This window comes from Pantoea pleuroti, assembly GCF_014156615.1.
GTDB classification, from domain to species: Bacteria; Pseudomonadota; Gammaproteobacteria; order Enterobacterales; family Enterobacteriaceae; genus Pantoea; species Pantoea agglomerans.
The window spans coordinates 14,125-36,452 of the sequence record NZ_SBFD01000006.1; the positions used below are offsets into that span (position 1 = coordinate 14,125).

At 55.1% G+C, this 22,328-nt stretch carries 19 protein-coding genes; 14 read left to right on the top strand and 5 right to left on the bottom strand.

From position 1 onward, the window contains the following. The first annotated feature begins 76 nt into the window (after positions 1–76). From csrD to tldD, 8 genes are all read left to right on the top strand, one after another. Positions 77–2,026: an RNase E specificity factor CsrD gene (gene csrD, locus EPG66_RS14740; protein ID WP_010699819.1), complete on the top strand. Its 1,950-nt coding sequence runs from the start codon at positions 77–79 to the stop codon at positions 2,024–2,026. 311 nt (positions 2,027–2,337) lie between these two features. After that, positions 2,338–3,381, top strand: a complete 1,044-nt coding sequence (gene mreB / locus EPG66_RS14745; RefSeq protein ID WP_004385136.1) for a rod shape-determining protein MreB — start codon at positions 2,338–2,340, stop codon at positions 3,379–3,381. Between the two features lie 148 nt (positions 3,382–3,529). Then, on the top strand, positions 3,530–4,552 hold the full coding sequence (gene mreC, locus EPG66_RS14750) for a rod shape-determining protein MreC (protein WP_031592717.1): 1,023 nt from the start codon (positions 3,530–3,532) through the stop codon (positions 4,550–4,552). Further along, the gene (gene mreD, locus EPG66_RS14755) at positions 4,549–5,037 is read left to right on the top strand and encodes a rod shape-determining protein MreD (protein WP_010256045.1); all 489 of its coding nucleotides are present in this window, start codon (positions 4,549–4,551) and stop codon (positions 5,035–5,037) included. Before mreC ends, mreD begins: the two co-directional genes overlap by 4 nt. 8 nt (positions 5,038–5,045) lie before the next feature. Then, positions 5,046–5,639 (top strand): Maf family protein, encoded by a 594-nt coding sequence (locus EPG66_RS14760; protein WP_083070208.1) that lies wholly within the window; start codon positions 5,046–5,048, stop codon positions 5,637–5,639. Next, entirely contained in the window at positions 5,629–7,098 is a 1,470-nt protein-coding gene (rng, locus tag EPG66_RS14765) for a ribonuclease G (protein ID WP_003855268.1), read from the top strand. The genes EPG66_RS14760 and rng overlap by 11 nt, the downstream gene beginning before the upstream one ends. Before the next feature lie 148 nt (positions 7,099–7,246). Beyond that, a complete protein-coding gene (gene yhdP, locus EPG66_RS14770) occupies positions 7,247–11,077 on the top strand; it encodes an AsmA2 domain-containing protein YhdP (protein WP_182687365.1) in 3,831 nt (1,276 codons plus the stop codon). Positions 11,078–11,141: 64 nt separating this feature from the next. Next, entirely contained in the window at positions 11,142–12,587 is a 1,446-nt protein-coding gene (gene tldD / locus EPG66_RS14775; protein WP_083070193.1) for a metalloprotease TldD, read from the top strand. A 33-nt stretch (positions 12,588–12,620) separates the two neighbouring features. On the opposite strand, the gene aaeR is transcribed toward tldD, so the two are convergent. Continuing rightward, positions 12,621–13,538 carry an HTH-type transcriptional activator AaeR gene (aaeR, locus tag EPG66_RS14780; RefSeq protein WP_031592720.1) on the bottom strand — a complete coding sequence of 306 codons (918 nt, stop codon included), beginning with the start codon at positions 13,536–13,538 and terminating at the stop codon, positions 12,621–12,623. A gap of 230 nt (positions 13,539–13,768) precedes the next feature. Here aaeR and aaeX point away from each other — a divergent pair, with 230 nt between their 5' ends. The 5 genes from aaeX (at position 13,769) to EPG66_RS14805 (ending at position 18,764) form a co-directional block, all read left to right on the top strand. Continuing rightward, complete coding sequence (gene aaeX / locus EPG66_RS14785; protein ID WP_010256058.1) at positions 13,769–13,972, top strand: p-hydroxybenzoic acid efflux pump operon protein AaeX; 204 nt, start codon at positions 13,769–13,771, stop codon at positions 13,970–13,972. A 7-nt stretch (positions 13,973–13,979) separates the two neighbouring features. Continuing rightward, positions 13,980–14,912 carry a p-hydroxybenzoic acid efflux pump subunit AaeA gene (gene aaeA / locus EPG66_RS14790; RefSeq protein ID WP_031592721.1) on the top strand — a complete coding sequence of 311 codons (933 nt, stop codon included), beginning with the start codon at positions 13,980–13,982 and terminating at the stop codon, positions 14,910–14,912. Between the two features lie 9 nt (positions 14,913–14,921). Further along, on the top strand, positions 14,922–16,874 hold the full coding sequence (gene aaeB, locus EPG66_RS14795) for a p-hydroxybenzoic acid efflux pump subunit AaeB (protein WP_086906519.1): 1,953 nt from the start codon (positions 14,922–14,924) through the stop codon (positions 16,872–16,874). 113 nt (positions 16,875–16,987) lie between these two features. Beyond that, entirely contained in the window at positions 16,988–18,439 is a 1,452-nt protein-coding gene (locus EPG66_RS14800; protein ID WP_182687367.1) for an NAD-dependent succinate-semialdehyde dehydrogenase, read from the top strand. A gap of 55 nt (positions 18,440–18,494) precedes the next feature. Beyond that, positions 18,495–18,764: a barstar family protein gene (locus tag EPG66_RS14805; RefSeq protein ID WP_010256069.1), complete on the top strand. Its 270-nt coding sequence runs from the start codon at positions 18,495–18,497 to the stop codon at positions 18,762–18,764. A 65-nt stretch (positions 18,765–18,829) separates the two neighbouring features. On the opposite strand, the gene yhcN (EPG66_RS14810) is transcribed toward EPG66_RS14805, so the two are convergent. From yhcN (EPG66_RS14810) to argR, 4 genes are all read right to left on the bottom strand, one after another. Then, positions 18,830–19,093: a peroxide/acid stress response protein YhcN gene (gene yhcN / locus EPG66_RS14810; protein ID WP_010256072.1), complete on the bottom strand. Its 264-nt coding sequence runs from the start codon at positions 19,091–19,093 to the stop codon at positions 18,830–18,832. A 93-nt stretch (positions 19,094–19,186) separates the two neighbouring features. Continuing rightward, positions 19,187–19,453 carry a YdgH/BhsA/McbA-like domain containing protein gene (locus tag EPG66_RS14815; RefSeq protein ID WP_031592724.1) on the bottom strand — a complete coding sequence of 89 codons (267 nt, stop codon included), beginning with the start codon at positions 19,451–19,453 and terminating at the stop codon, positions 19,187–19,189. Between the two features lie 88 nt (positions 19,454–19,541). Further along, entirely contained in the window at positions 19,542–19,805 is a 264-nt protein-coding gene (gene yhcN, locus EPG66_RS14820) for a peroxide/acid stress response protein YhcN (protein ID WP_022623941.1), read from the bottom strand. Positions 19,806–20,278: 473 nt separating this feature from the next. After that, positions 20,279–20,749: a transcriptional regulator ArgR gene (gene argR, locus EPG66_RS14825; RefSeq protein ID WP_010256080.1), complete on the bottom strand. Its 471-nt coding sequence runs from the start codon at positions 20,747–20,749 to the stop codon at positions 20,279–20,281. 428 nt (positions 20,750–21,177) lie between these two features. On the opposite strand from argR, the gene mdh reads away from it, so the two are divergent. Then, complete coding sequence (gene mdh / locus EPG66_RS14830) at positions 21,178–22,116, top strand: malate dehydrogenase (protein ID WP_010699812.1); 939 nt, start codon at positions 21,178–21,180, stop codon at positions 22,114–22,116. Positions 22,117–22,328: the final 212 nt, after the last annotated feature.

The following is a 22,328-nucleotide window of genomic DNA, read 5'->3' on the forward strand; positions in this document are numbered from 1 at the left end:
TTTGCTCGCGTTTTCGTCAGGCTGACGGTACAAGGTTGGGTGATCCGGTTATCACCGCAGTAATACAGGCACAGGGATGCGATTAACCACAAAATTATCTGCGTTTATTACCTTTTTAAGCCTGCTGGCAATGTCGTTGATGCTGGCAGGCTGTGCATTCAGTGTTTTCTGGTTCAGTCATCAGCGGGTTGAACATCGGGCGCAGATACTGGCGACCGAAGTGGATCAGGCGATGTTCACCCAGACGCCGGCAGAGCTGCATGTCTGGCTCACGCGTATGATGCCGATAATGAATGCCGAGCAGATTTCACTTCACAACGGCAGGCAGACTTTCCTTACCCTCTCCCGACACGAAAACCAGATGCTGGAAGACGAGCCTAATCGTTTTATTCAGGTCGATGTGCCTTTGATGCACCAGACGGGTTTAGAGTTGCGGGTTGTCACCCTTGATCCTGCCAAAACCTGGCTGCGCTCCATTACCGGCACCTCTACGCTGGGCATCCTGTTTACCGTCATGCTGGTGATGAGTCTGGTGCTGCTGCTGATGCATCGCTGGCTCAGTCGTCAGTGGCGCGGTATGGAGCATCTTGAAGTGCGGGCAGAGGCGATTATCAGCGGTGAGCGCGGCGTAATGCCGAAACGCGGTGCGGATGAGTGGCCACCGAGAGCGAGCCGCGCACTGGATGTGTTGCTGGCGGATCTGCAGGAAGCGGGCGAACAGCGTCTGCGTATCGACACGCTGATCCGCACCTTTGCTGCGCAGGATGGACGCACCGGTCTCAACAACCGGCTGTTCTTTGATAACCAGCTCGCCACCCTGCTGGAAGATCAGGAAGCTGTCGGCACCCATGGTGTGGTGATGATGGTGCGCCTGCCCGATCTGGACACGCTGAAGGATTCGCTTGAGCCGGGGCTGGTTGAGGAGTACCTCTTCAATTTCGTCAATATGCTTTCCACCTTTGTGCTGCGCTATCCTGGTGCCCTGCTGGCACGCTATTTCCGCAGTGATTTTGCCGTGCTACTGCCGCATCGGAGTCTCAAAGAGGCAAACAGTATTGCGGATCAGCTGATCAATGCCGTTGATTCACTGCCGCCGATGCGGCTGGTCAATCGTGATGATCTCATCCATATCGGTATCAGCGCCTGGCACAGCGGGCAGACCGTACCGCAGGTGATGGAAAATGCCGAAATGGCCACCCGACGTGCGGCACTGCTGGGCGGCAACAACTGGACCAATGGGGCCGGAAATCCGCAGGACGCCGGGCGGGGGAGTGTGCGCTGGCGAACCCTGCTGGAGAACACACTTAGCCGTGGCGGCCCGCGGCTCTACCATAAACCCACCGTCAATATTGAGGGCAAGGTACAGCACCGGGTGATGCTGACCCGCATCTTCGACGGCGATAAAGAAGTGCTGGCCGCAGAATATATGCCCCTGGTGCAGCAGCTCGGCATGGCTGATGGCTGGGATCGCCAGCTAATGACCCGCATTGCGGCACTCTCTGAACTCTGGCCAGAAGAGACGCTGGTGATCCCGGTGACGATTACCTCGCTTCTGCAACGCTCTTTTGTCCTCTGGCTGCAGAACATGCTGCTGCAGTGCCCGAAAGCGCAAAGAAAACGATTTTTATTTGAACTTGCCGAGGCAGATGTTTGTCAACACATCAACCGTTTAACGCCAGTTTTCCGCGCACTTAAGGCTTTTGGCTGTCGGGTTGCGGTAAATCAGGCGGGTTTAACCGTGGTAAGCAGCGCCTACATACGACAGCTGCCGCTGGAACTGATCAAGCTTGATGCCGGTCTGGTGCGCAATATTGAGCGGCGGACTGAAAATCAGTTGTTTGTGCAGAGTCTGCTGGAAGTCTGTAAATGTACGGGCATTCAGGTGTTTGCTACCGGTGTTCGCACTAAAGCGGAGTGGCAAACATTAGTCGCGTTGGGCGTAGCAGGTGGGCAGGGCGACTTTTTTGCCCCCTCGCTTCCGGTTAACAGTAACGTGAAGAAGTATTCACAACGTTACCGTATTTAATGAATTGCGGTCGTACTGACGGAAATTTACGGTTTTTTTTAATGTTTATCCGCGTCTGAACCTCTGAACTTACTGCCGGAAATGTTAGATTTTATGTCGGACAGGGCGAGGGGAAATAGCGTGAAATGCAGTGCTGATGGCGTCTGGTCGCCATTCTGCCGTTGTGGATCGCCAGTTCAGATGACTTAAACGCAATCAGGCGTCTTTTTTCACCGAAGCAGAACGTTTTTGCGCCTTGTGGCAGCTTCGTGTGGTTGGTAAAGTAAGCGGATTTTATTTTCCGCCCCCAGCTTGCAGGATTACCCCTTAGTATGTTTAAAAAATTTCGTGGCATGTTTTCCAACGACTTGTCCATTGACCTGGGTACCGCGAATACCCTGATTTACGTGAAAGGACAGGGCATCGTGCTGAACGAGCCCTCCGTCGTCGCTATTCGACAGGATCGTGCCGGTTCACCGAAAAGTGTTGCGGCCGTGGGTCATGAGGCCAAACAGATGCTTGGCCGTACGCCAGGCAATATCGCAGCGATTCGTCCGATGAAAGATGGCGTTATTGCTGACTTCTTCGTGACTGAAAAGATGCTGCAACACTTCATCAAGCAGGTTCACAGCAACAGTTTTATGCGTCCCAGCCCGCGTGTGCTGGTCTGCGTACCCGTCGGGGCAACACAGGTTGAACGCCGCGCGATTCGTGAATCCGCTCAGGGCGCAGGCGCGCGTGAAGTGTTTCTGATTGAAGAGCCGATGGCTGCAGCAATTGGTGCGGGTCTGCCCGTTTCAGAAGCGACCGGCTCAATGGTGGTGGATATTGGTGGCGGTACCACAGAAGTGGCGGTGATCTCCCTGAACGGTGTGGTCTACTCCTCGTCAGTGCGTATTGGTGGCGATCGTTTCGATGAAGCTATTATTAATTATGTGCGTCGTAACTACGGTTCACTGATCGGCGAAGCGACCGCAGAACGTATTAAGCATGAGATCGGTTCAGCCTATCCGGGTGATGAAGTCCGTGAGATCGAAGTGCGTGGCCGTAACCTGGCAGAAGGTGTGCCGCGCGGCTTTACACTGAACTCTAATGAAATTCTGGAAGCGCTGCAGGAGCCATTAACCGGCATCGTTAGCGCGGTGATGGTTGCCCTTGAGCAGTGTCCGCCTGAGCTGGCTTCAGATATTTCGGAGCGCGGCATGGTGCTGACCGGCGGTGGTGCGTTACTGCGCAACCTGGATCGTCTGCTGATGGAAGAGACGGGCATTCCGGTTGTGGTTGCTGAGGATCCACTGACCTGTGTGGCTCGCGGTGGCGGCAAAGCGCTGGAAATGATCGACATGCATGGCGGCGATTTGTTCAGCGAAGAATAATTGCCTCAACCGGCTGAGAACGCAATGATCATGCGAGGGAGTGGCATGTGAACCGGCGCAATCTGTGCCGGTGCAGTGCGTTCAGCCCAGGGAAGCACGGTGTTATGCCGTTGCTTCCTCTCCTGTTGTCGAGGATCACGCAGATTATATGAAGCCGATTTTTAGCAGGGGACCTTCCCTGCAGTTGCGTCTATTCCTGGCGGTTATCGTGGCGATTGCCATTATCATTGCCGACAGCCGTGTGGGTTCTTTCACCCAAATACGCAACTATCTGGATACGTCGGTCAGTCCGTTTTACTTCCTGGCCAATGGGCCACGTCAGCTGCTGGATGGCGTGTCAGAGTCGCTGGCGTCGCGTCAGCTGCTGGAGCAGGAAAACAAAGCGTTACGTCGTGAGCTCTTCCTGAAAAACAGTAACCTGCTAATGCTGGGGCAATATAAGCAGGAAAACGCACGCCTGCGTGAACTGCTGGGTTCACCGCTGCGTCAGGATGAGCAAAAGATGGTGACACAGGTCATCTCCACCGGCACCGATCCTTACACCGACCAGGTGGTAATCGACAAAGGCAGCGTTAACGGCGTCTATGAAGGCCAGCCGGTCATCAGTGATAAAGGGGTGGTCGGTCAGGTCATCGCTGTCGGACAACTCACCAGCCGTGTTCTGCTGATCTGTGATGCGTCACATGCCCTGCCGATTCAGGTGCTGCGTAATGACATTCGTGTCATTGCCGCAGGTAACGGCTGTACTGAAGATCTCCAGCTTGAGCATCTGCCAGGTAATACGGACATTCGGGTCGGCGATGTACTGGTGACTTCAGGTATCGGTGGCCGATTCCCTGAAGGCTATCCGGTGGGTGTGGTTTCCTCGGTAAAAGTGGATACCCAACGCGCCTATACGGTGATTCAGGCGCATCCGACCGCGGGACTGCAGCGTCTGCGTTACCTGCTGCTGCTGTGGGGTGCCGATCGCAATGGTGATATGCCGTTGCCGCAGGATGAAGTTCATCGCGTTGCGAACGAGCGTCTGATGCAGATGATGCCGCAGGTCTTACCGCCTGCGGGAGAAATGGGCCCGCCTGCGCCTGCCGTACAGATGGGACCGCCTGCACCGTCAGCCACCAGCAGCAGTGGACAAAGCAACTCCTCGCGTTCACGCGGGGGGCAGCCTTGAGTCGATATCGCAGCCAGGGACGTTGGGTCATCTGGCTCTCCTTCCTGGTTGCGCTTGTCCTGCAGATCATGCCCTGGCCGGATGAAATTTATATGTTCCGGCCCTCATGGCTGCTGTTGATCCTAATCTATTGGGTGCTCGCACTGCCGCATCGGGTCAATGTCGGCAGCGGATTTGTGCTGGGTGCCATCATGGATCTGATTGCGGGTTCCACACTCGGCGTGCGTGCGCTGGCGCTCAGTATCATCGCCTACCTGATTGCCTTTAAGTTCCAGTTATTCCGCAACTTAGCGTTGTGGCAGCAAGCGTTAATGGTTATGGTGCTGTCGCTGGCGATGGATGTGATTGTCTTCTGGGCTGAATTCCTGGTAATCAACGTTTCATTCCGACCTGAAATTTTCTGGAGCAGTGTCGTCGACGGTATTCTCTGGCCCTGGCTATTCTTATTAATGAGAAAAATTCGTCGTCAGTTCGCTGTTCAATAAGGAAATTTATGGTAACCCTCTATCTTGCTTCCGGTTCACCGCGTCGTCGTGAGCTGTTAACTCAACTTGGTCTGACATTCGAGCGCATCGTGACTGACGTTGAAGAGCAGCGTCAGCCGAACGAAGCGGCGGAGATCTATGTCCGCCGTCTGGCCAATGATAAAGCGCAGGCGGGTGTCAAACTGGCCGCGCAGGATCTGCCGGTGCTGGGCGCGGATACGATTGTGGTGCTGAATGGCGAAGTGCTGGAAAAGCCGCGTGATGCCGCCAATGCCCGCGCGATGCTGTGCAAACTCTCTGGTCATACGCATCAGGTGATGACGGCGGTAGCACTGGCCGACAGCCAGCAGGCGCTGGATTGCGTCGTAACCACTGATGTGACATTCCGCACCTTAACCGCAACCGACATCGACGACTATATCGCGACCGGCGAGCCAATGGATAAAGCGGGTGCATACGGTATCCAGGGCAGGGGAGGAAACTTTGTCCGCAAAATTAATGGAAGCTACCATGCAGTGGTCGGATTACCCTTGGTTGAGACAGGGGAGTTGATCAGCCATTTCGAGTCACTGCGTGCCGTAAGGGGTCAACATGACGGCTGAATTACTGGTAAACGTCACGCCTTCTGAAACACGTGTTGCCTATATCGACGGCGGCATACTGCAGGAAATTCACATTGAGCGTGAGGCGCGGCGCGGCATCGTTGGCAATATTTATAAAGGCCGTGTAAGCCGTGTTCTGCCCGGCATGCAGGCCGCCTTTGTTGATATCGGTCTGGAGAAAGCGGCCTTTCTGCACGCCTCAGATATCATGCCGCATACTGAATGTGTGGCGGGCGACGAAAAGAAAAACTTTATCGTGCGGGATATCGCCGAGCTGGTGCGTCAGGGACAGGATCTGGTGGTTCAGGTCGTCAAAGACCCGCTTGGCACCAAAGGTGCCCGGCTGACCACTGACATCACTCTGCCTTCGCGTTACCTGGTCTTTATGCCAGGCGCATCGCATGTGGGTGTCTCTCAGCGTATTGAGAGCGAGAAAGAGCGCGATCGGCTTAAAGCGGTCGTGGCTGACTACTGCGACGATCTGGGCGGCTTTATTATCCGTACCGCCGCAGAAGGCATCGGGGAAGAGGAGCTGGCGCAGGACGCGGCTTTTCTCAAACGACTCTGGACCAAAGTCAGCGAGCGTAAAAAGCGCAATCAGACCCGCTGCCTGCTCTACGGTGAGCTGGCTCTGGCCCAGCGTATTCTGCGTGATTTTGCGGGCGCAGCGCTGGATCGCATCCGGGTCGACTCCCGCCTGACCTGCGATATGCTGGTGGAATTTACCGGTGAATATATCCCGGAAATGGCCGGTAAGCTGGAGCTCTACAACGGTAAACAGCCTATTTTCGACCTGTTTGACGTCGAAAATGAGATTCAGCGCTCGCTGGATCGAAAAGTTGAACTAAAGTCAGGCGGATATCTGATCATCGATCAGACCGAAGCGATGACCACCATCGATATCAACACCGGTGCGTTTGTCGGCCATCGTAACCTTGATGAGACGATCTTTAATACCAATGTTGAAGCCACTCAGGCGATCGCGCGCCAGCTGCGACTGCGTAATCTTGGTGGCATCATCATTATCGACTTCATCGATATGAGCAACGAAGACCATCGCCGCCGGGTACTGCATTCGCTGGAAAGCGCGCTCAGCAAAGATCGGGTTAAAACCGGTATTAATGGTTTCTCGGCGCTGGGTCTGGTGGAGATGACGCGTAAACGTACCCGCGAAAGCATTGAGCACGTTTTGTGCCAGGACTGCCCGGTCTGCAAAGGGCGCGGTACGCTGAAAACCGTTGAGACGGTCTGCTATGAAATCATGCGTGAGATTGTCCGGGTTCATCACGCTTATGATTCTGACCGCTTTCTGGTCTATGTTTCACCGACGGTGGGTGAGGCGTTAAAAACTGACGAGTCTCATGCACTGGCTGAAGTCGAAATCTTTGTCGGCAAGCAGGTTAAAGTTCATGTCGAAGCGCTCTACACTCAGGAGCAGTTCGACGTGGTGATGATGTAACGCCAGCCCGGTCACCGGTTTCTTCGGATATCGGGCTGAAAAATCGCCCTTGTTTGAGATAAAATGCGCGTTTTAACGCTTTTATCGGGAGACGGTCGGGTATGAGAACCAACTATCCGTCGTTTACGGAACACAAGGAGAGGCGTGAGTGAGGCAGTTGCCGAGGATTTTGTTACTGCTGGTCGCGGCAATCATCGTGATTGTCGCGCTGCTGGTCAGCGGATTGCGTCTGGTGATGCCGCATCTCGACAGCTATCGCAGCAACCTTCTGCAATACATCTCCGACAGCAGCGGCGTGCCGGTCAACGCCAGCCAGTTACAGGGTAAATGGGAGAATTTTGGCCCAACCCTGCAGGTTCGCGATCTTAGCGTCGATCTGCATGAGAACGGCAAACTCACTATCAAACGTATCAATCTGGCTCTCGACGTCTGGCAGTCCCTGCTGCACTGGCGGTGGCAGTTTCGCGATCTGACCTTCTGGCAGTTGCACCTCGATACTAATCGCCCGCTGCTGGATAACGACAAAGAGAAAAACAGCTTCCGTCCGGCGCAGATTAACGAACTCTTCCTGCGTCAGTTTGACCACTTTGATCTGCGTGACAGCACCATCCGTTTCCGCACCCCTTCCGGTCAGCATGCTGAGCTGGCGATCCCGCGCCTCACCTGGGTCAATGAAGATAACCGCCACCGGGCCGAAGGCGAAGTCAGTCTGTCGAGCTTTACCGGCCAGCACGGCGTGGTCCAGGTGCGGCTTGATCTTAACGACAGCAACGGTTTACTCAATGATGGCCGTATCTGGATGCAGGCCGACGACGTCGATATGCGCCCGTGGCTGGGCCGCTGGGTGCGCGACAATACCCGGCTGGATAGCGCCCGATTTAGCCTGGCGGCCTGGGTTAACCTGCGCGATGGCGACATCTACGCCGGCGATCTGCTGCTGCGCAAGGGCGGAGCCACCTGGCAGGGCGAGACCGGACGACACCGCATTGAAGTCGATGGGCTGACCGCGCATCTGTCACGTTTCCAGAATGGCTGGGTGGTCAATGTGCCACAAACCCGGCTCAGCACCGACGGCCACGCCTGGCCCGCTGGCCACTTCTCTCTGTTATGGCGTCCTGAAGATAAGCAGATGCTGGGACCGGATGGTCAGCCGGAAGTGCGCGTTCGCGCCACACAGCTGGTGCTGAGTCATATTGCGCCTATCGTTCCGCTGTTTGCGCCGCTCTCTCCGGCACTGTTTGAAAACTGGCAGACGCTGCAGCCACAGGGCACCATCGATGGCCTGGCGCTGGATATTCCGTTACAGCAGCCTGAAAAAACCCGCGTACAGGTGAAGTGGCGTGATTTCAGCTGGCAGCACTGGAAACTGTTGCCGGGCATCAGCCATTTAAGCGGGGAAGCGCGCGGCAGCCTGAGCAATGGTCAGGTCAGTGTGGATATGGGGGCGGCGATCGTTCCCTATGGCGACATGTTCCAGGCTCCGTTAGAGATTAAGCGGGTGACCGGTGCACTGCGCTGGCTGAATGATGATCATGGCCTCACGCTGGCGGGCGAAAATCTTGACCTGGAAGCACGCTCGCTCTGGGCGCGCGGCGACTTCAGCTACCAGCAGAATAGCGGCGGTGAGCCTCGTCTGGATATTCTGGCCGGTATCCGGCTTACCGATGCGGGCGATGCCTGGCGCTATTTCCCGGTGCCGCTGATGGGGAACAGCCTGACGCACTATCTGAGTGGGGCAGTGAAGGGGGGCAAGGTGGACAACGCCACACTGCTGTTTGCCGGTAATCCGGCGCTGTTCCCGTTCAAGCATAATGATGGCATGTTCCAGGTCTGGGTGCCGCTTCGCCAGGCAACCTATGCGTTTCAGCCCAAATGGCCAGCGTTGAGCAATCTCGATATCGACCTTAACTTCCTGAATGACGGTCTCTGGATGAAAGCGCCAGTGGCTAAACTGGGCGAGGTGGACGCGCACAATGTCACTGCGGTGATCCCCGACTACCTGAAAGAAAAACTGATCATTGAGGGTGATATCAGTGGTGAAGGCCAGCAGATCGCGGACTATTTCGGGCAGACTCCGCTGAAACCTTCACTGGGTGCCGCGCTGGAGCAGCTGGAAATCAAAGGCCGCGTCGGCGGCCACCTGAATCTGGATATCCCGCTGGATGGTGAGCAGGTTCACGCCCGTGGCAATGTGGACCTGAACAATAATTCGCTGTTTATCAAACCGTTAAAAACCACCATTAACAATCTCTCAGGGCGCTTCCGTTACGACAACGGAAATCTGGCCAGTGAGGATCTGCGTGCGAACTGGTTTGGTCAGCCGATGGGCGTGCGTTTCAGCACCAAAGAGAATCCGGACGATTTTGGCGTGAACGTCAAACTTCAGGGCGACTGGCAGCCCGCTAAAATCAGCCAGCTTCCTGCAGCCGTCAGCAAGCAGCTGGGCGGAAATCTGCCGTGGCAGGGCGACGTCAATATTACGCTGCCCCATCATGGCGGCGCGCGTTATGACGTAACGCTGAACGGTAATGCAAAAGAAGTAAGTAGTCACTTACCTGCACCGCTCTATAAGAAAGCTGGTGAGGCGATGCCTGTTGCAATCAAGGCCAGTGGCGACCTGCACCATTTCGATCTCAGTGGCAGCGTTGATGCAAACCATCGCTTTAACAGCCGCTGGTTGCTGGAGCCGACGCTGCGCGTCGATCGTGGCATCTGGCTGAATGATGCGCAGAAAACACCTGCTCTGCCCGATCATCCCGGCATGGTGCTGAACCTGCCTGCGCTGGATGGCGAGGCCTGGGTGGCGATGATGGCCGCAGGGGGAGCATCCGCGGGCAGCGAGTCAGGCGGCGGCAGCGGCCTCAAAACGGGTGGCGTTACGCTGCCCGGCAATATCACGCTTCGCAGCCCGGCGGTCACCCTGGCCGGGCAGCAATGGCATGAGGTTGAAGCGACACTGGCTCAGAGTGCAGGCGGCAAGGGCCAGGTCGGCGTCAGGGCTAAAGAGCTGCGTGGTGCGCTGGCAATGGCCCCGAAAGCACCGTGGCAGGTGAACCTGGATTACCTTTACTACAACCCGCAGTGGGATAACGGTGAAGGCAAAGGCGGCAAAGCGCCGCCTCAAAAAGCCACGACCATTAATTTCAGCCAGTGGCCCGCTTTACAGTTGCGCTGTAAAGAGTGCTGGGTACTGGGTCAGAAATATGGTCAGGTCTCCGCGATGCTGCAACCCCGCGGAGATACGTTAGCGCTTACTAACGGAAAAGTAGATACTGGCAGTTCACAGCTGAAAATCAACGGGGAATGGGTTAACCGCCCGGACGACCAGCGCACTTCGCTGAAGGGCTCGCTGAAAGGCCCGAATATTAATAACGCGACCAACTGGTTTGGCGTCAACACGCCGCTGCGCGATGCGCCATTTGATATTGCCTATGACCTGCACTGGCGCTCTGCTCCCTGGCAGCCCTCGGCAGAGACGCTGAGCGGTACCCTGAAGACCCACTTTGGCAAAGGCCAGATCGCCGATGTGAATACCGGTGCCGCCGGAAAAATCCTGCGGCTGGTGAGCTTTGATGCGCTACTGCGCAAACTGCGCTTCGACTTTAGCGACACCTTCACCAATTCTTTCTACTTCGACTCGATTAACGGCACGGCCTGGATCGAAAACGGCATGATGCGCACCGATAATTTGCTGGTGGATGGCCTGGAAGCGGACATCGCGATGCAGGGTAATCTCGACCTGGTGAAGCGTCAGATCGATATGGAAGCGGTGGTTGCGCCGGAAATATCCGCCTCGGTTGGTGTGGCGACAGCGTTTGCCATCAATCCGGTAATTGGCGCGGCGGTGTTTGCCGCCAGTAAAGTTCTGGCGCCGTTGTGGAACAGGATATCGCTGCTGCGTTATCACATCAGTGGCCCGCTGGATAAACCGGAAATCAATGAAGTGCTGCGTAAACCGCGTGAAACTGACAACAAGTGAATTTGACGCCGTACCGGAATTACCGCAGGCTATGATTATCTGAGCACATAATGAGTGAGAAACGATGACTCTGAACCTGGTAAGTGAGCAGTTACTGACTGCTAACGGCATTAATCAGCAGGACCTATTTTCCCTGTTAGGGCAGCTTTCAGAACGTCGTCTGGATTATGCCGATCTCTATTTTCAGTCCAGTTTTCACGAATCCTGGGTGCTGGAAGACAAAATCATTAAAGATGGCTCCTACCATATCGATCAGGGTGTGGGCGTGCGTGCGGTCAGCGGGGAGAAAACCGGCTTCGCCTATGCCGACCAGATCACGCTGAATGCACTGCGTCTCTCCTCTGAAGCCGCACGCAGCATCGTACGCGAACAGGGAAATGGCAAGGCGCACACGCTTTCTGCCGTGATGAACCGTTCGCTCTATTCGTCGATCGATCCGCTGAACAGCCTGACGCGTGAAGATAAAATTGCTCTGCTGCATCGCGTTGATAAAGTGGCTCGTGCTGCTGATCCGCGCGTGCAGGAAGTCAATGCCAGCCTGACCGGCGTTTACGAGCAGGTATTGGTAGCCGCGACTGACGGCACGCTGGCGGCAGATGTCCGTCCGCTGGTTCGCCTCTCTATCAGCGTACAGGTGGAAGATCAGGGCAAACGTGAACGCGGCGCAAGCGGCGGCGGTGCGCGCACCGGTTATGCGTTTTTCCTGGCAGATGAAGATGGCGAAGTCCGCGCTGACGCCTGGGCGCGTGAAGCGGTGCGTATGGCGCTGGTGAACCTCTCCGCCGTGGCCGCACCTGCTGGTGCGTTGCCGGTGGTGCTGGGTGCGGGCTGGCCGGGCGTGCTGCTGCATGAAGCGGTCGGTCACGGTCTGGAAGGCGACTTCAATCGCCGTGGCACCTCGGTGTTCAGCGGTAAAATTGGTCAGCAGGTTGCGTCTGACCTCTGTACCGTGGTAGATGACGGCACCCTTGAAGGGCTGCGCGGTTCACTGGCGGTAGATGATGAGGGTGTGCCCGGTCAGTACAACATGCTGATTGAGAATGGTGTGCTTAAAGGCTACATGCAGGACAAGCTGAATGCACGACTGATGGGGGTTAGCCCTACCGGTAACGGACGTCGTGAATCCTACGCGCATCTGCCGATGCCGCGTATGACCAACACCTATATGCTGGCTGGCAAGTCATCGCCGCAGGATATTATTGAAAGCGTTGAGTATGGCCTCTATGCGCCGAACTTTGGTGGCGGTCAGGTGGATATCACCTCCGGCAAATTTGTCTTCTCAACCTCAGAGGCTTATCTGATTGAGAACGGCAAAATCACCAAACCGGTTAAAGGCGCAACGCTGATTGGTTCCGGCATTGAAGCGATGCAGCAGATCTCGATGGTGGGTAATGACCTGGCGCTGGATAAAGGCGTCGGTGTCTGTGGTAAAGAGGGGCAGAGCCTGCCGGTCGGTGTCGGTCAGCCGACCCTGAAGCTGGATAAACTGACCATCGGCGGCACCGCCTGATGTGACCCTAACAACCCGCCGCCTGGCGGGTTGTTAACTTTTACGGTGCTGCTGATACTGTTCAGCCACCTGTTCAAAATAGCCGGTCAGATAATCGATACAGACCTGCACCTTAAGCGGTAACTTATCCTTCTCGGTATAGAGCGCGTAGACCGGGCGCGGATCGGACTGATACTGCGGAAACAGAATATCGATCTCGCCTGCGGTGATCTCATCAATCACCCACATCATCGGCACATAGGCGATCCCATTGCCCGACTTCAGCCAGCGAATCAGCGTCAGGGAATCATTGGTCACAAAACGTCCCTGCGGAGCCAGGCGTGTCACTAATCCTTCCGGCGCAATCAGTTCGAAATTGTTGTCGGGCCGTACGCTATATTCCAGCCAGGAAAAATTATCGATATCACCCGGCTTCTCCGGCGTACCATGCTGCGCCAGATAGCTTTTTGCGGCGCACACCACCATCGGCATCGCACCCAGGCGACGCGAAAACAAGCTGGAATCTTTTAACGCTCCCACCCGAATCACCAGATCCAGACCATCCGCGATAAGATCCGGGGCCGGAACGCCGGTAACCAGATTCACACTCAGCCCCGGATATTCCCGCAGCATATCGCTGGTCATGCCGGCTAACACGTTCTGCGCCATGGTAGAGGAGCTGCCAATTCGCAGTACGCCAATGGGCGTATTGTTAAAAGCGTAAAGCTGCTCATGCACCTGCGTTGCTTCGGCCAGCATACGGCGGCAGCCCTGATAATAGATTTTGCCCGCTTCGGTCAGGCCGATACTGCGGGTACTGCGATTCAGCAGTTTAACCTGCAATGCATCTTCCAGTTTCGCGACGATCTGGCTGATTGATGAGACGCTCAGATGAAGCTGACGCGCCGCAGCGGTAAACGAACCCAGTTCAACCACTCTGGCGAAGACAGACATGCCTTTCAGTCGTTCCATTATTTACTCTGGCTTAAAAGTGATTTAGATCACGTTCTGTAGAAAACTTATAGTCAGGCGCGTTATTATAAGCGCGCCGGGGTATTTCCCGGTGATTCTTCATTGTCTGATACCCTTCGATGATACGCTATTATTAAGCCAGCTGCGGTTCGGATAACGCTTGCAGAGGGTTTTCCCGCGACATCGGAAGAGGCATGAGTATCCCGGCAAGGTCGAACTAAGGATTTGTGATGAGTGTGCTTCCGGTATTTGTCATGTTTGGGCTCTCTTTTCCGCCCATTTTCATCGAACTTATTATTTCACTGATGCTGTTCTGGTTAGTGAAACGCGTGCTTACGCCGAGCGGTATCTACGATCTTGTCTGGCATCCGGCACTTTTTAATACAGCGCTTTACTGCTGTGTGTTTTACCTTGTCTCCCGTTTATTAGTCTGAGGTTTAAGTGAAAGCACTCATAAGAAAAATCGCGCGCTACGCGATTACTATCCTGCTGGTCATCATCGCAGTGGTCATTATTTTCCGTGCCTGGGTCTTCTATACCGAATCGCCCTGGACCCGTGATGCGCGTTTCGCCGCTGACGTGGTGGCGATCTCCCCTGACGTCACCGGCCTGATCACCGAGGTTCCGGTACACGACAACCAGCTGGTGAAGAAGGGCGATACGCTGTTTGTGGTTGATCGGCCGCGCTATCAAAAAGCGCTCGATCAGGCGCAGGCGGATGTTGAATATTACCAGGCGCTGGTCAGTGAGAAACGTCGCGAAGCCGGGCGCCGTAACCAGCTGGGTACCTCCGCAATGTCACGCGAGGCTATCGAGCAATCCAATAACGATTTGCAAACCAGCGAACATCAGCTGGCGAAATCGGTGGCGACACGCGATCTGGCGAAGATCGACCTTGAGCGCACCACTGTGAAAGCGCCATCCGATGGCTGGGTCACCAACCTGAATGTCTACCAGGGTGAGTTTATTACCCGTGGTTCGGTTGCAGTAGCGCTGGTTCAGGAGCACTCCTTCTATGTGCTGGCTTACCTGGAAGAGACCAAACTGCACGGCGTGGAGAAGGGCTTCCGCGCGGAAGTGACCCCACTTGGCAGCAACATCGTGTTGCGCGGCACCGTAGACAGTGTGGCGGCTGGCGTTACCAACAGCAGCAGCTCGGTCGACAGCAAAGGCATGGCCACGGTAGATTCCAATCTGGAGTGGGTCCGTCTGGCGCAGCGTGTGCCGGTGCGCATCCGGCTTGATCAGCAGCCCGGCAATCGCTTCCCGGCGGGCACGACAGCGACAGTGGTGATCACCGGCCAGGCCGATCGTCAGCCTGAACAGGTTTCACCGATGGTCCGACTGTTTAATCGCCTGCGTGAGTTTGGTTAAGAGGGCGATATGATCGAGTTCCTGCGGTTCCCGGTAAAGCTCACCTTTGCGCTGGTATTAGCGCTGATGGTGGGTTTTCACTTTAACCTCGAAACGCCGCGCTGGGCGGTGATGACCGCCGGTATCGTGGCTGGCGGTACCGCGTTTGCGGCCGGGGGTGATCCCTATTCAGGGGCGCTACGCTATCGCGGCGTTTTGCGTATTATCGGGACATTTATTGGCTGTATCGCCGCGCTGACCATCATGATCGCCACTGTGCGTGCGCCGGTCGTGATGCTGCTGCTGTGCTGCATCTGGGCGGGACTCTGCGTCTGGCTCTCTTCGCTGATCAAGGTAGAAAACTCTTACGCGCTCGGACTGGCGGGCTACACCGCGCTGATTATTGTGGTGACGGCTAACGCCAGCGGCGGTCTGACGCTGGTGCCACAATATGCGGTAGAGCGCTGCAGTGAAATCGTACTCGGCATTCTGTGTGCCATTCTGGCCGACATGATTTTCTCACCCCGTTCGATTAAAAAAGTGATCGACGCTGAGGTCGATTCGCTGCTGGTGGCACACTATAACCTGCTGCAACTCTGCGTCGCACACGGTGATAAAGAAGAGGTCGATAAAGCCTGGAGCGCGCTGGTAAGGCGCACCACGGCGCTGAACAGCATGCGCAGCCAGCTGATGATGGAGTCCTCACGCTGGAAGAACAGCAATCGCCGTTTGCAGATGCTCAATACGCTGTCACTGACGCTGATTACACAGGCAGCCGAAACCTTTCTGATCCAGAATTCCCGTCCTGATTACATCCCGCCCCAGTATCGCCTGATGGTCGAAAAACCAGCCTCGACCGTTGAAGAGGTGCATAAGCGGATGAAAGTAATGCGGCGGGTGATTGGTGCCAGCGGCAAATCAACGCCGGTCACGCTGGCCAGTTGGGTAGGCACTGCTACCGAATATCTGCTGCTGCTGAAAGGGATCAAAAGTAATAGCCGGATCACCTCGCTGGAAGAGGAGATTCTGCAGCGCGAGGTGGTGATCCAGGCGCGTTCCGCTGAAACGCATCATGCGATGATCAACGGTATCCGTACCTTTGTGGCGACCGCACTGGGTTCGCTGTTCTGGCTCTATACCGGCTGGACCTCTGGCAGTGGCTGCATGGTCATGCTGGCTGTCATCACCGCACTGGCGATGCGTATGCCCAACCCGCTGATGATGGCAAAGGACTTTCTCTACGGCATGACGGTTGCGGTTCCGCTGGGGGGGCTCTACTTTATGTATGTTCTTCCGGCGACGCAGCAGAGTGCGCTGCTGCTCTGCATCGCCATCGGCCTGCTCGGTTTTATCGGTGGTATCTTCATTCAGCGGCGTCAGCTCGGCACGCTGGGGGCATTGATTGGCACCCTTAACGTTCTGGTGCTGGATAATCCGATGGAATTCCACATTAACGTCTTTCTCGATAACGTTCTGGGCCAGGTCATCGGCTGCTTCGTGGCGATGATGGTGATCCTGCTGATTCGTGATAAATCAAAAGCGCGCACCGGCCGCAAACTACTGAACCGCTTTATGTATGCGGCTGTCTCTGCCATGACGACCAATCAGGCGCGCCGGCGTGAAAACCATCTGCCAGCGCTCTATCAGCAACTGTTTCTGCTGCTCAACCTGTTTCCGGGCGATATCAACAAATATCGCATCGCCCTGACGCTGATCATCGGTCATCAGCGGTTACGCGACGCAGAAGTGCCGGTGAATGCCGATCTCTCTGCTTATCACCGGCAGTTGCGTTACACCGCTGATCGGGTGATCTCCGCCAGCAGCGATGACAAGCGGCGTTACTATTTTGAACGTCTGCTGAAAGAGCTGGATGTCTATCAGGAAAAACTGGCCCACTACGAGGCACCCGCCAGCGTAACGGAACCGGTAAAACGACTGGCTATGATGCTGGATAAGTACCAGAACACGCTCATCCAAATCTGAATCTGGCCGCTGTGACCTGCAGCGGCCTGCGCAATCCCCTCCCATCACAAAATCTGTCGCTTTTGCCAACTATACTCTCCAGACGGAAGAGCAAAACTGACAGGAGCGAATCAATGAAATCACTGCAAGAGAGCGAACTGTTCCGGACCGGCTATTTAGCGGACGGTCAGTGGCATCAGGCTGCCTCTACCTTTGACGTGACCAATCCGGCGACCGGTGAGGTGATTGCACAGGTGGCAAAAGCAGGTAAAGCTGAAACGGAACAGGCTATCGCCGCAGCGGAGCGCGCATTTCCCGCCTGGCGGGCGCAGACTGCAAAAGCGCGCGCTGAAATTCTCACTCGCTGGTACCAGCTTATCATTGAGAACAAACGCTGGCTGGGACAGCTGATGACGACCGAACAGGGCAAGCCCCTGAAAGAGGCGGAAGGGGAAGTTGAATACGCCGCCAGTTTTATTCAGTGGTTCGCAGAGCAGGCGAAACGGGCCAATGGTGAGATCATCCCGCCAGCTAAACCCGGCTCCCGTATTCTGGCAACCCGCGAACCGATTGGCGTTGTGGCTGCCATTACGCCGTGGAATTTCCCGATGGCGATGCTGACCCGCAAACTGGGGCCAGCTCTGGCTGCCGGCTGCACCGGCATTATCAAACCCGCCAATAACACGCCACTCTCCGCCTTTGCCCTGCTGGCGCTGGCGAAGGAGGCAGGCGTGCCTGATGGTGTACTGAATGCGTTAGCCGGTGATACCCATGCCATCAGCGATGCCATCATGGCCAGCAAAGCGGTGCGTAAAATCTCGTTCACCGGCTCCACCCAGGTGGGCAAGCTGCTAATGCGCAATGCTGCCGAAACCATGAAAAAAGTATCGATGGAGCTGGGGGGGAATGCCCCTTACATCGTGTTTGACGATGCCGACATTGATGCCGCCGTGCAGGGCGCTATTGCCAACAAATTCCGTAATGCGGGTCAGGTGTGCGTCAGCGTAAACCGCTTCTACATTCACAATGCTATCTATGATCGTTTTACTCAGCAGCTGGCTGCCGAAGTGAACAAGCTGAAGGTGGGCAACGGCATGGAAGAGGGCGTGATTGTCGGGCCATTGATTGAGGCATCGGCGGTGGAAAAGGTTGAGCAGCACGTCAATGATGCGGTAGCAAAAGGCGGTAAATTACTGGCGGGTGGCGAGCGACATGCGCTGGGTGGCAACTTCTGGCAGCCCACTGTGATTACTGAGGCGCACGAAGGGATGCAGCTCGCGCAGGAGGAGACCTTTGGTCCGGTGGCTGCCTGCTTCCGCTTTGATGATGAAGATGACGTCATCCGCCGCGCTAACGATACGCCGTTCGGCCTTGCCGCATACTTTTACACCCAGAATCTGCAGCGGGTGTTCCGTGTTTCAGCCGCGCTGGAAAGCGGCATGATCGGCATTAATGAATGTGCCGTATCAACCGAGCTGGCGCCGTTTGGTGGTGTAAAAGAGTCGGGGCTGGGCCGCGAAGGTTCGGTTCTTGGCATGGAAGAGTATCTGGAGGTCAAAGCGCTGCACCTGGGCGGTTTGAGCTAGCGGACAGTAACGGGCGGCGAAGGTCGCCCGCAGACGGAGCATGGGAGCCGTCAGCATGAAAATCGAGCGTTTTGATTTTAATGAAATTGTCGATCAGGCCCATTTCTTCCGCCAGTTCAGCGAGCGATTTGCGCTGGAGGAGCGCCGCATCTGCGATCTGGATGGATTATGGGATGTGGTGACGGGCGATCTGTTACCGCTGCCGCTGGAGATTGAGTTTGTTAATCTGGGCAGGGGACAGCGACGGCGTTATGGCGCGCTGATTCTGTTATTTGATGAAGCGGAAGAGGAGCTGGAAGGTCAGCTTCATTTTAACGTCAGATAAAACGTCAGATGAAAAAAGGCCCCGGCGAGCGGGGCCAAAGGATTCGTCATACATCTGACGAGGAATTACTTATAAAGCTGTGCGGTGATGTGATAGTTATCGCCGGTGCGCGCCTCAATAACTTTATAGGCACTGGCACCCTGTTCATCCGCTTTCTGAGAAAGCTCAGCGCGGTAATCCATTGGCGATCCCGCGGTTCCACTGATGGTCACGGTGCCCGCAGGCTGCAGGTTCTGCGTCTGATCGCCGGTGACCAGCTGTGCGGCTGATGCACCGAACGCCATAACGGAAAGCAGACTGACTGTAGCGATGGTTGTTTTAATATTCATGATTATCTCCTCAATACATTCAACAACCTGCGGTTACTCATAAAGGCGGGTCGTCGATATCTTCTGACGCCCTTCAGGCGTCATCACGGTTAATTATTTATAAAGCTCAGCGGTAACGTGCCAGGTGTTATCCTGGTTGTTTTCGATAATGCGATAGTGGCTCGCGCCCTGGGCATCCGCTTTCTCTGACAGCACCTGACGGATATGCGTCTGGTCGCCATTTCGTCCACCAATGCTGATGGTCTGATTCATTGGCTGCAGACCCTGTGCCTGTTCGCTGGACACCAGGCTGGCGGCGTTAGCACCCACTGAGAACAGGGATGCCAGACTCAGTGCAGCGATAGCTAATTTCATTTTCATGGTCAACTCTCCTGAAATTTCTGCTTCAGCTCTCCGGAGCGCAAAAGGGCGCGTCAGACAGAGAGCAGATGGCATTATCGGTTACGCCTTAGTTATACAGTGCGGCGGTAGCGTGATAGTTGCCGTTGTTGTATGCCTCAATCACGCGATAGGCTTTTGCGCCCTGCTGATCGGCTTTGTCGCTGAGTTTCTGTTTGATATCCATCGGTGAACCCGCCACGCCGCTGACACTGATGGTGCCGACAGCCTGCAGATTCTGTGCCTGTGACGCATCAATAGATTCTGCTGCCACAGCACCAAATGATAGGGCTGAGAGAATACTCAGGGTAGCAATAGTAGTTTTTACGTTCATAGATTTTTCCTCGTCGTCTATTTTTATCTTTTTATTTAGTGTGATTTGCATCACGAAAAGAAGTATAGAACTAATAACGGAAGAAATTAATACCCCGCTAATAATGTTTTTTTGTGATTCTTTATCCTTATGGCTACTTTTAATAACTTAACGTTATAAAAAAAGGATAAAAAGTAACCTTTAAGCCACTTTTAATTGCAAAAACAGTGAGATAGATCACTTTAACTTTTAGTGCGAAAGTGGAGGTGTATCGGGCTGGAGTTTGATCTGGATCCGGGCAATGGTGTCGGTTCAGTGATGTAAAGCAGTGTAAAATAGCGCAGAAAGTGAAGCAGAGTTATCGATCTGACCAACAGCCGGGCGTGTAAAAGCAGGCTTATTACTTACCCAGAGCAAGTAACTGTTGTGGAAAGGGGTGAGCAGAGAGAACGAACTGACGATCTGGCGCATGATGGCCGGTCGTCAGTCCGCGATCAGAGTTCCTGTTCAAACAGGGTGAGGATGGCACCGTGCAGCTGCTTAACGGTGAAGTCGCGCGCGCGGGTGATAAAGATTGTGTCATCACCCGCGATGGTACCCAGAATCCCGTGCGACTTACCCAGTGAATCCAGCATACGTGCAATCAGCTGTGCTGCGCCGGGACTGGTATGAATCACCACCAGGGCATCGTTGTAGTCGATATCCAGTACCAGGTTTTTTAACGGGCTGGTGGTGGTCGGTACACCCAACTCAGCGGGCAGGCAATAGACCATCTCCATCCTGGCATTCCGGGTGCGCACTGCGCCAAACTTGGTCAGCATCCGCGAGACTTTGGACTGATTGATATTTTCAAAGCCCTCATCCTGAAGCGCCTGAACAATTTCGCCCTGGGAACTGAATTTTTCTTCTTTTAATAAGGCTTTGAAAGCCTTAACCAGATCGTCTTGTTTCGATGGGTTTCGCATAGGTTACCAATAAATAGAGAGAATAACCGCGCATCCGCCCGCGGCAGAGTGGTGATTATGCATTTATATGCATTTTTATGCAATCGTTCGATTGATGAGCAGCGTCCGGGCGGCTAGCGGGCGGCGATAATAGCAAATAAATTCGCTCAGACCAAAACACGCGTCACAGCCCCGGAAGGCGAAGGTTGCAAAGTTGTTATATTATTGGTGGTGTAGTAACAGAAAACGCACGTAGCCGTTCTCTGTCTGACGACGGCAAAGTTGTCGGTCATTCAGGTGCAATGATAAGTAACTTTTGAATCCGGAGATTAAGTGTGAAAACACGTAGAATTAACAACGGATATTTATCATCGCCTGAGCAGTTGATTAAGGTCTGACACAGATAGAATTTCGGCCCATCTCTGCCCCACCTTAATAAGGAGTTAAGAATGAAAGTTGCCGTTCTCGGTGCCGCTGGCGGCATAGGCCAGGCGCTCGCACTTCTGCTCAAAACCCAGCTTCCCGCAGGTTCAGAACTCTCACTGTATGACATCGCGCCGGTTACGCCGGGTGTTGCCGTTGATCTCAGCCATATTCCTACCGCAGTGGCTATTCAGGGATTCAGTGGAGAAGACGCCACGCCTGCCTTACAGGGTGCCGATGTGGTACTGATTTCCGCTGGTGTCGCACGCAAGCCCGGTATGGATCGCGCCGACCTGTTTAACGTTAACGCAGGTATCGTCCGTAACCTGATCGAACAGGTTGCCACAACGGCACCTAAAGCGTTGATTGGTGTCATCACCAATCCGGTCAATACCACCGTGGCCATTGCGGCAGAAGTGCTGAAAAAGCACGGTGTTTACGACAAAAATCGGCTGTTCGGCGTGACCACGCTGGATATCATTCGCGCCAATACTTTTGTGGCTGCATTGAAAGGCAAGCAGCCTGACCAGGTGGAAGTCCCGGTCATTGGTGGCCACTCCGGCGTAACCATTCTGCCGCTGCTGTCGCAGGTTAAAGGCGTCAGCTTCAGCGATCAGGAAGTGGCCGATCTGACCAAACGCATCCAGAACGCCGGTACCGAAGTGGTGGAAGCCAAAGCGGGTGGCGGCTCGGCCACGCTGTCGATGGGCCAGGCAGCCGCACGTTTCGGTTTGTCACTGGTACGCGCGCTGAAGGGTGAAGCTAATGTGGTGGAGTGTGCTTACGTAGAAGGCGAGGGTGAACATGCGCGCTTCTTCTCGCAGCCGCTGCTGCTGGGTAAAAACGGTGTGGCTGAACGCAGGCCGATTGGTACCCTCAGCGCTTACGAACAGCAGGCGCTGTCAGGCATGCTGGATACGCTGAAGAAAGATATCGCCCAGGGCGAAGAGTTCGTTAAGCAGTAACTGACGGCTCAGACTGAAAAAACCAGGCCTGGCCGTAATGCTGATTAGTAAAGATTAGATTTGTAAAGGCTGTCACGGTCAAACGTGGCAGCTTTTTTTCTGGGCGAGCGAGCTGCAGTGCGGGCCAGCGCACCTCTGCTGCTACCGGGCCGTCCTCGCGCCGCTCACGCGGTACCTTCGGCTTTGACGTCGTGCCGACGAACAGTTCGGGG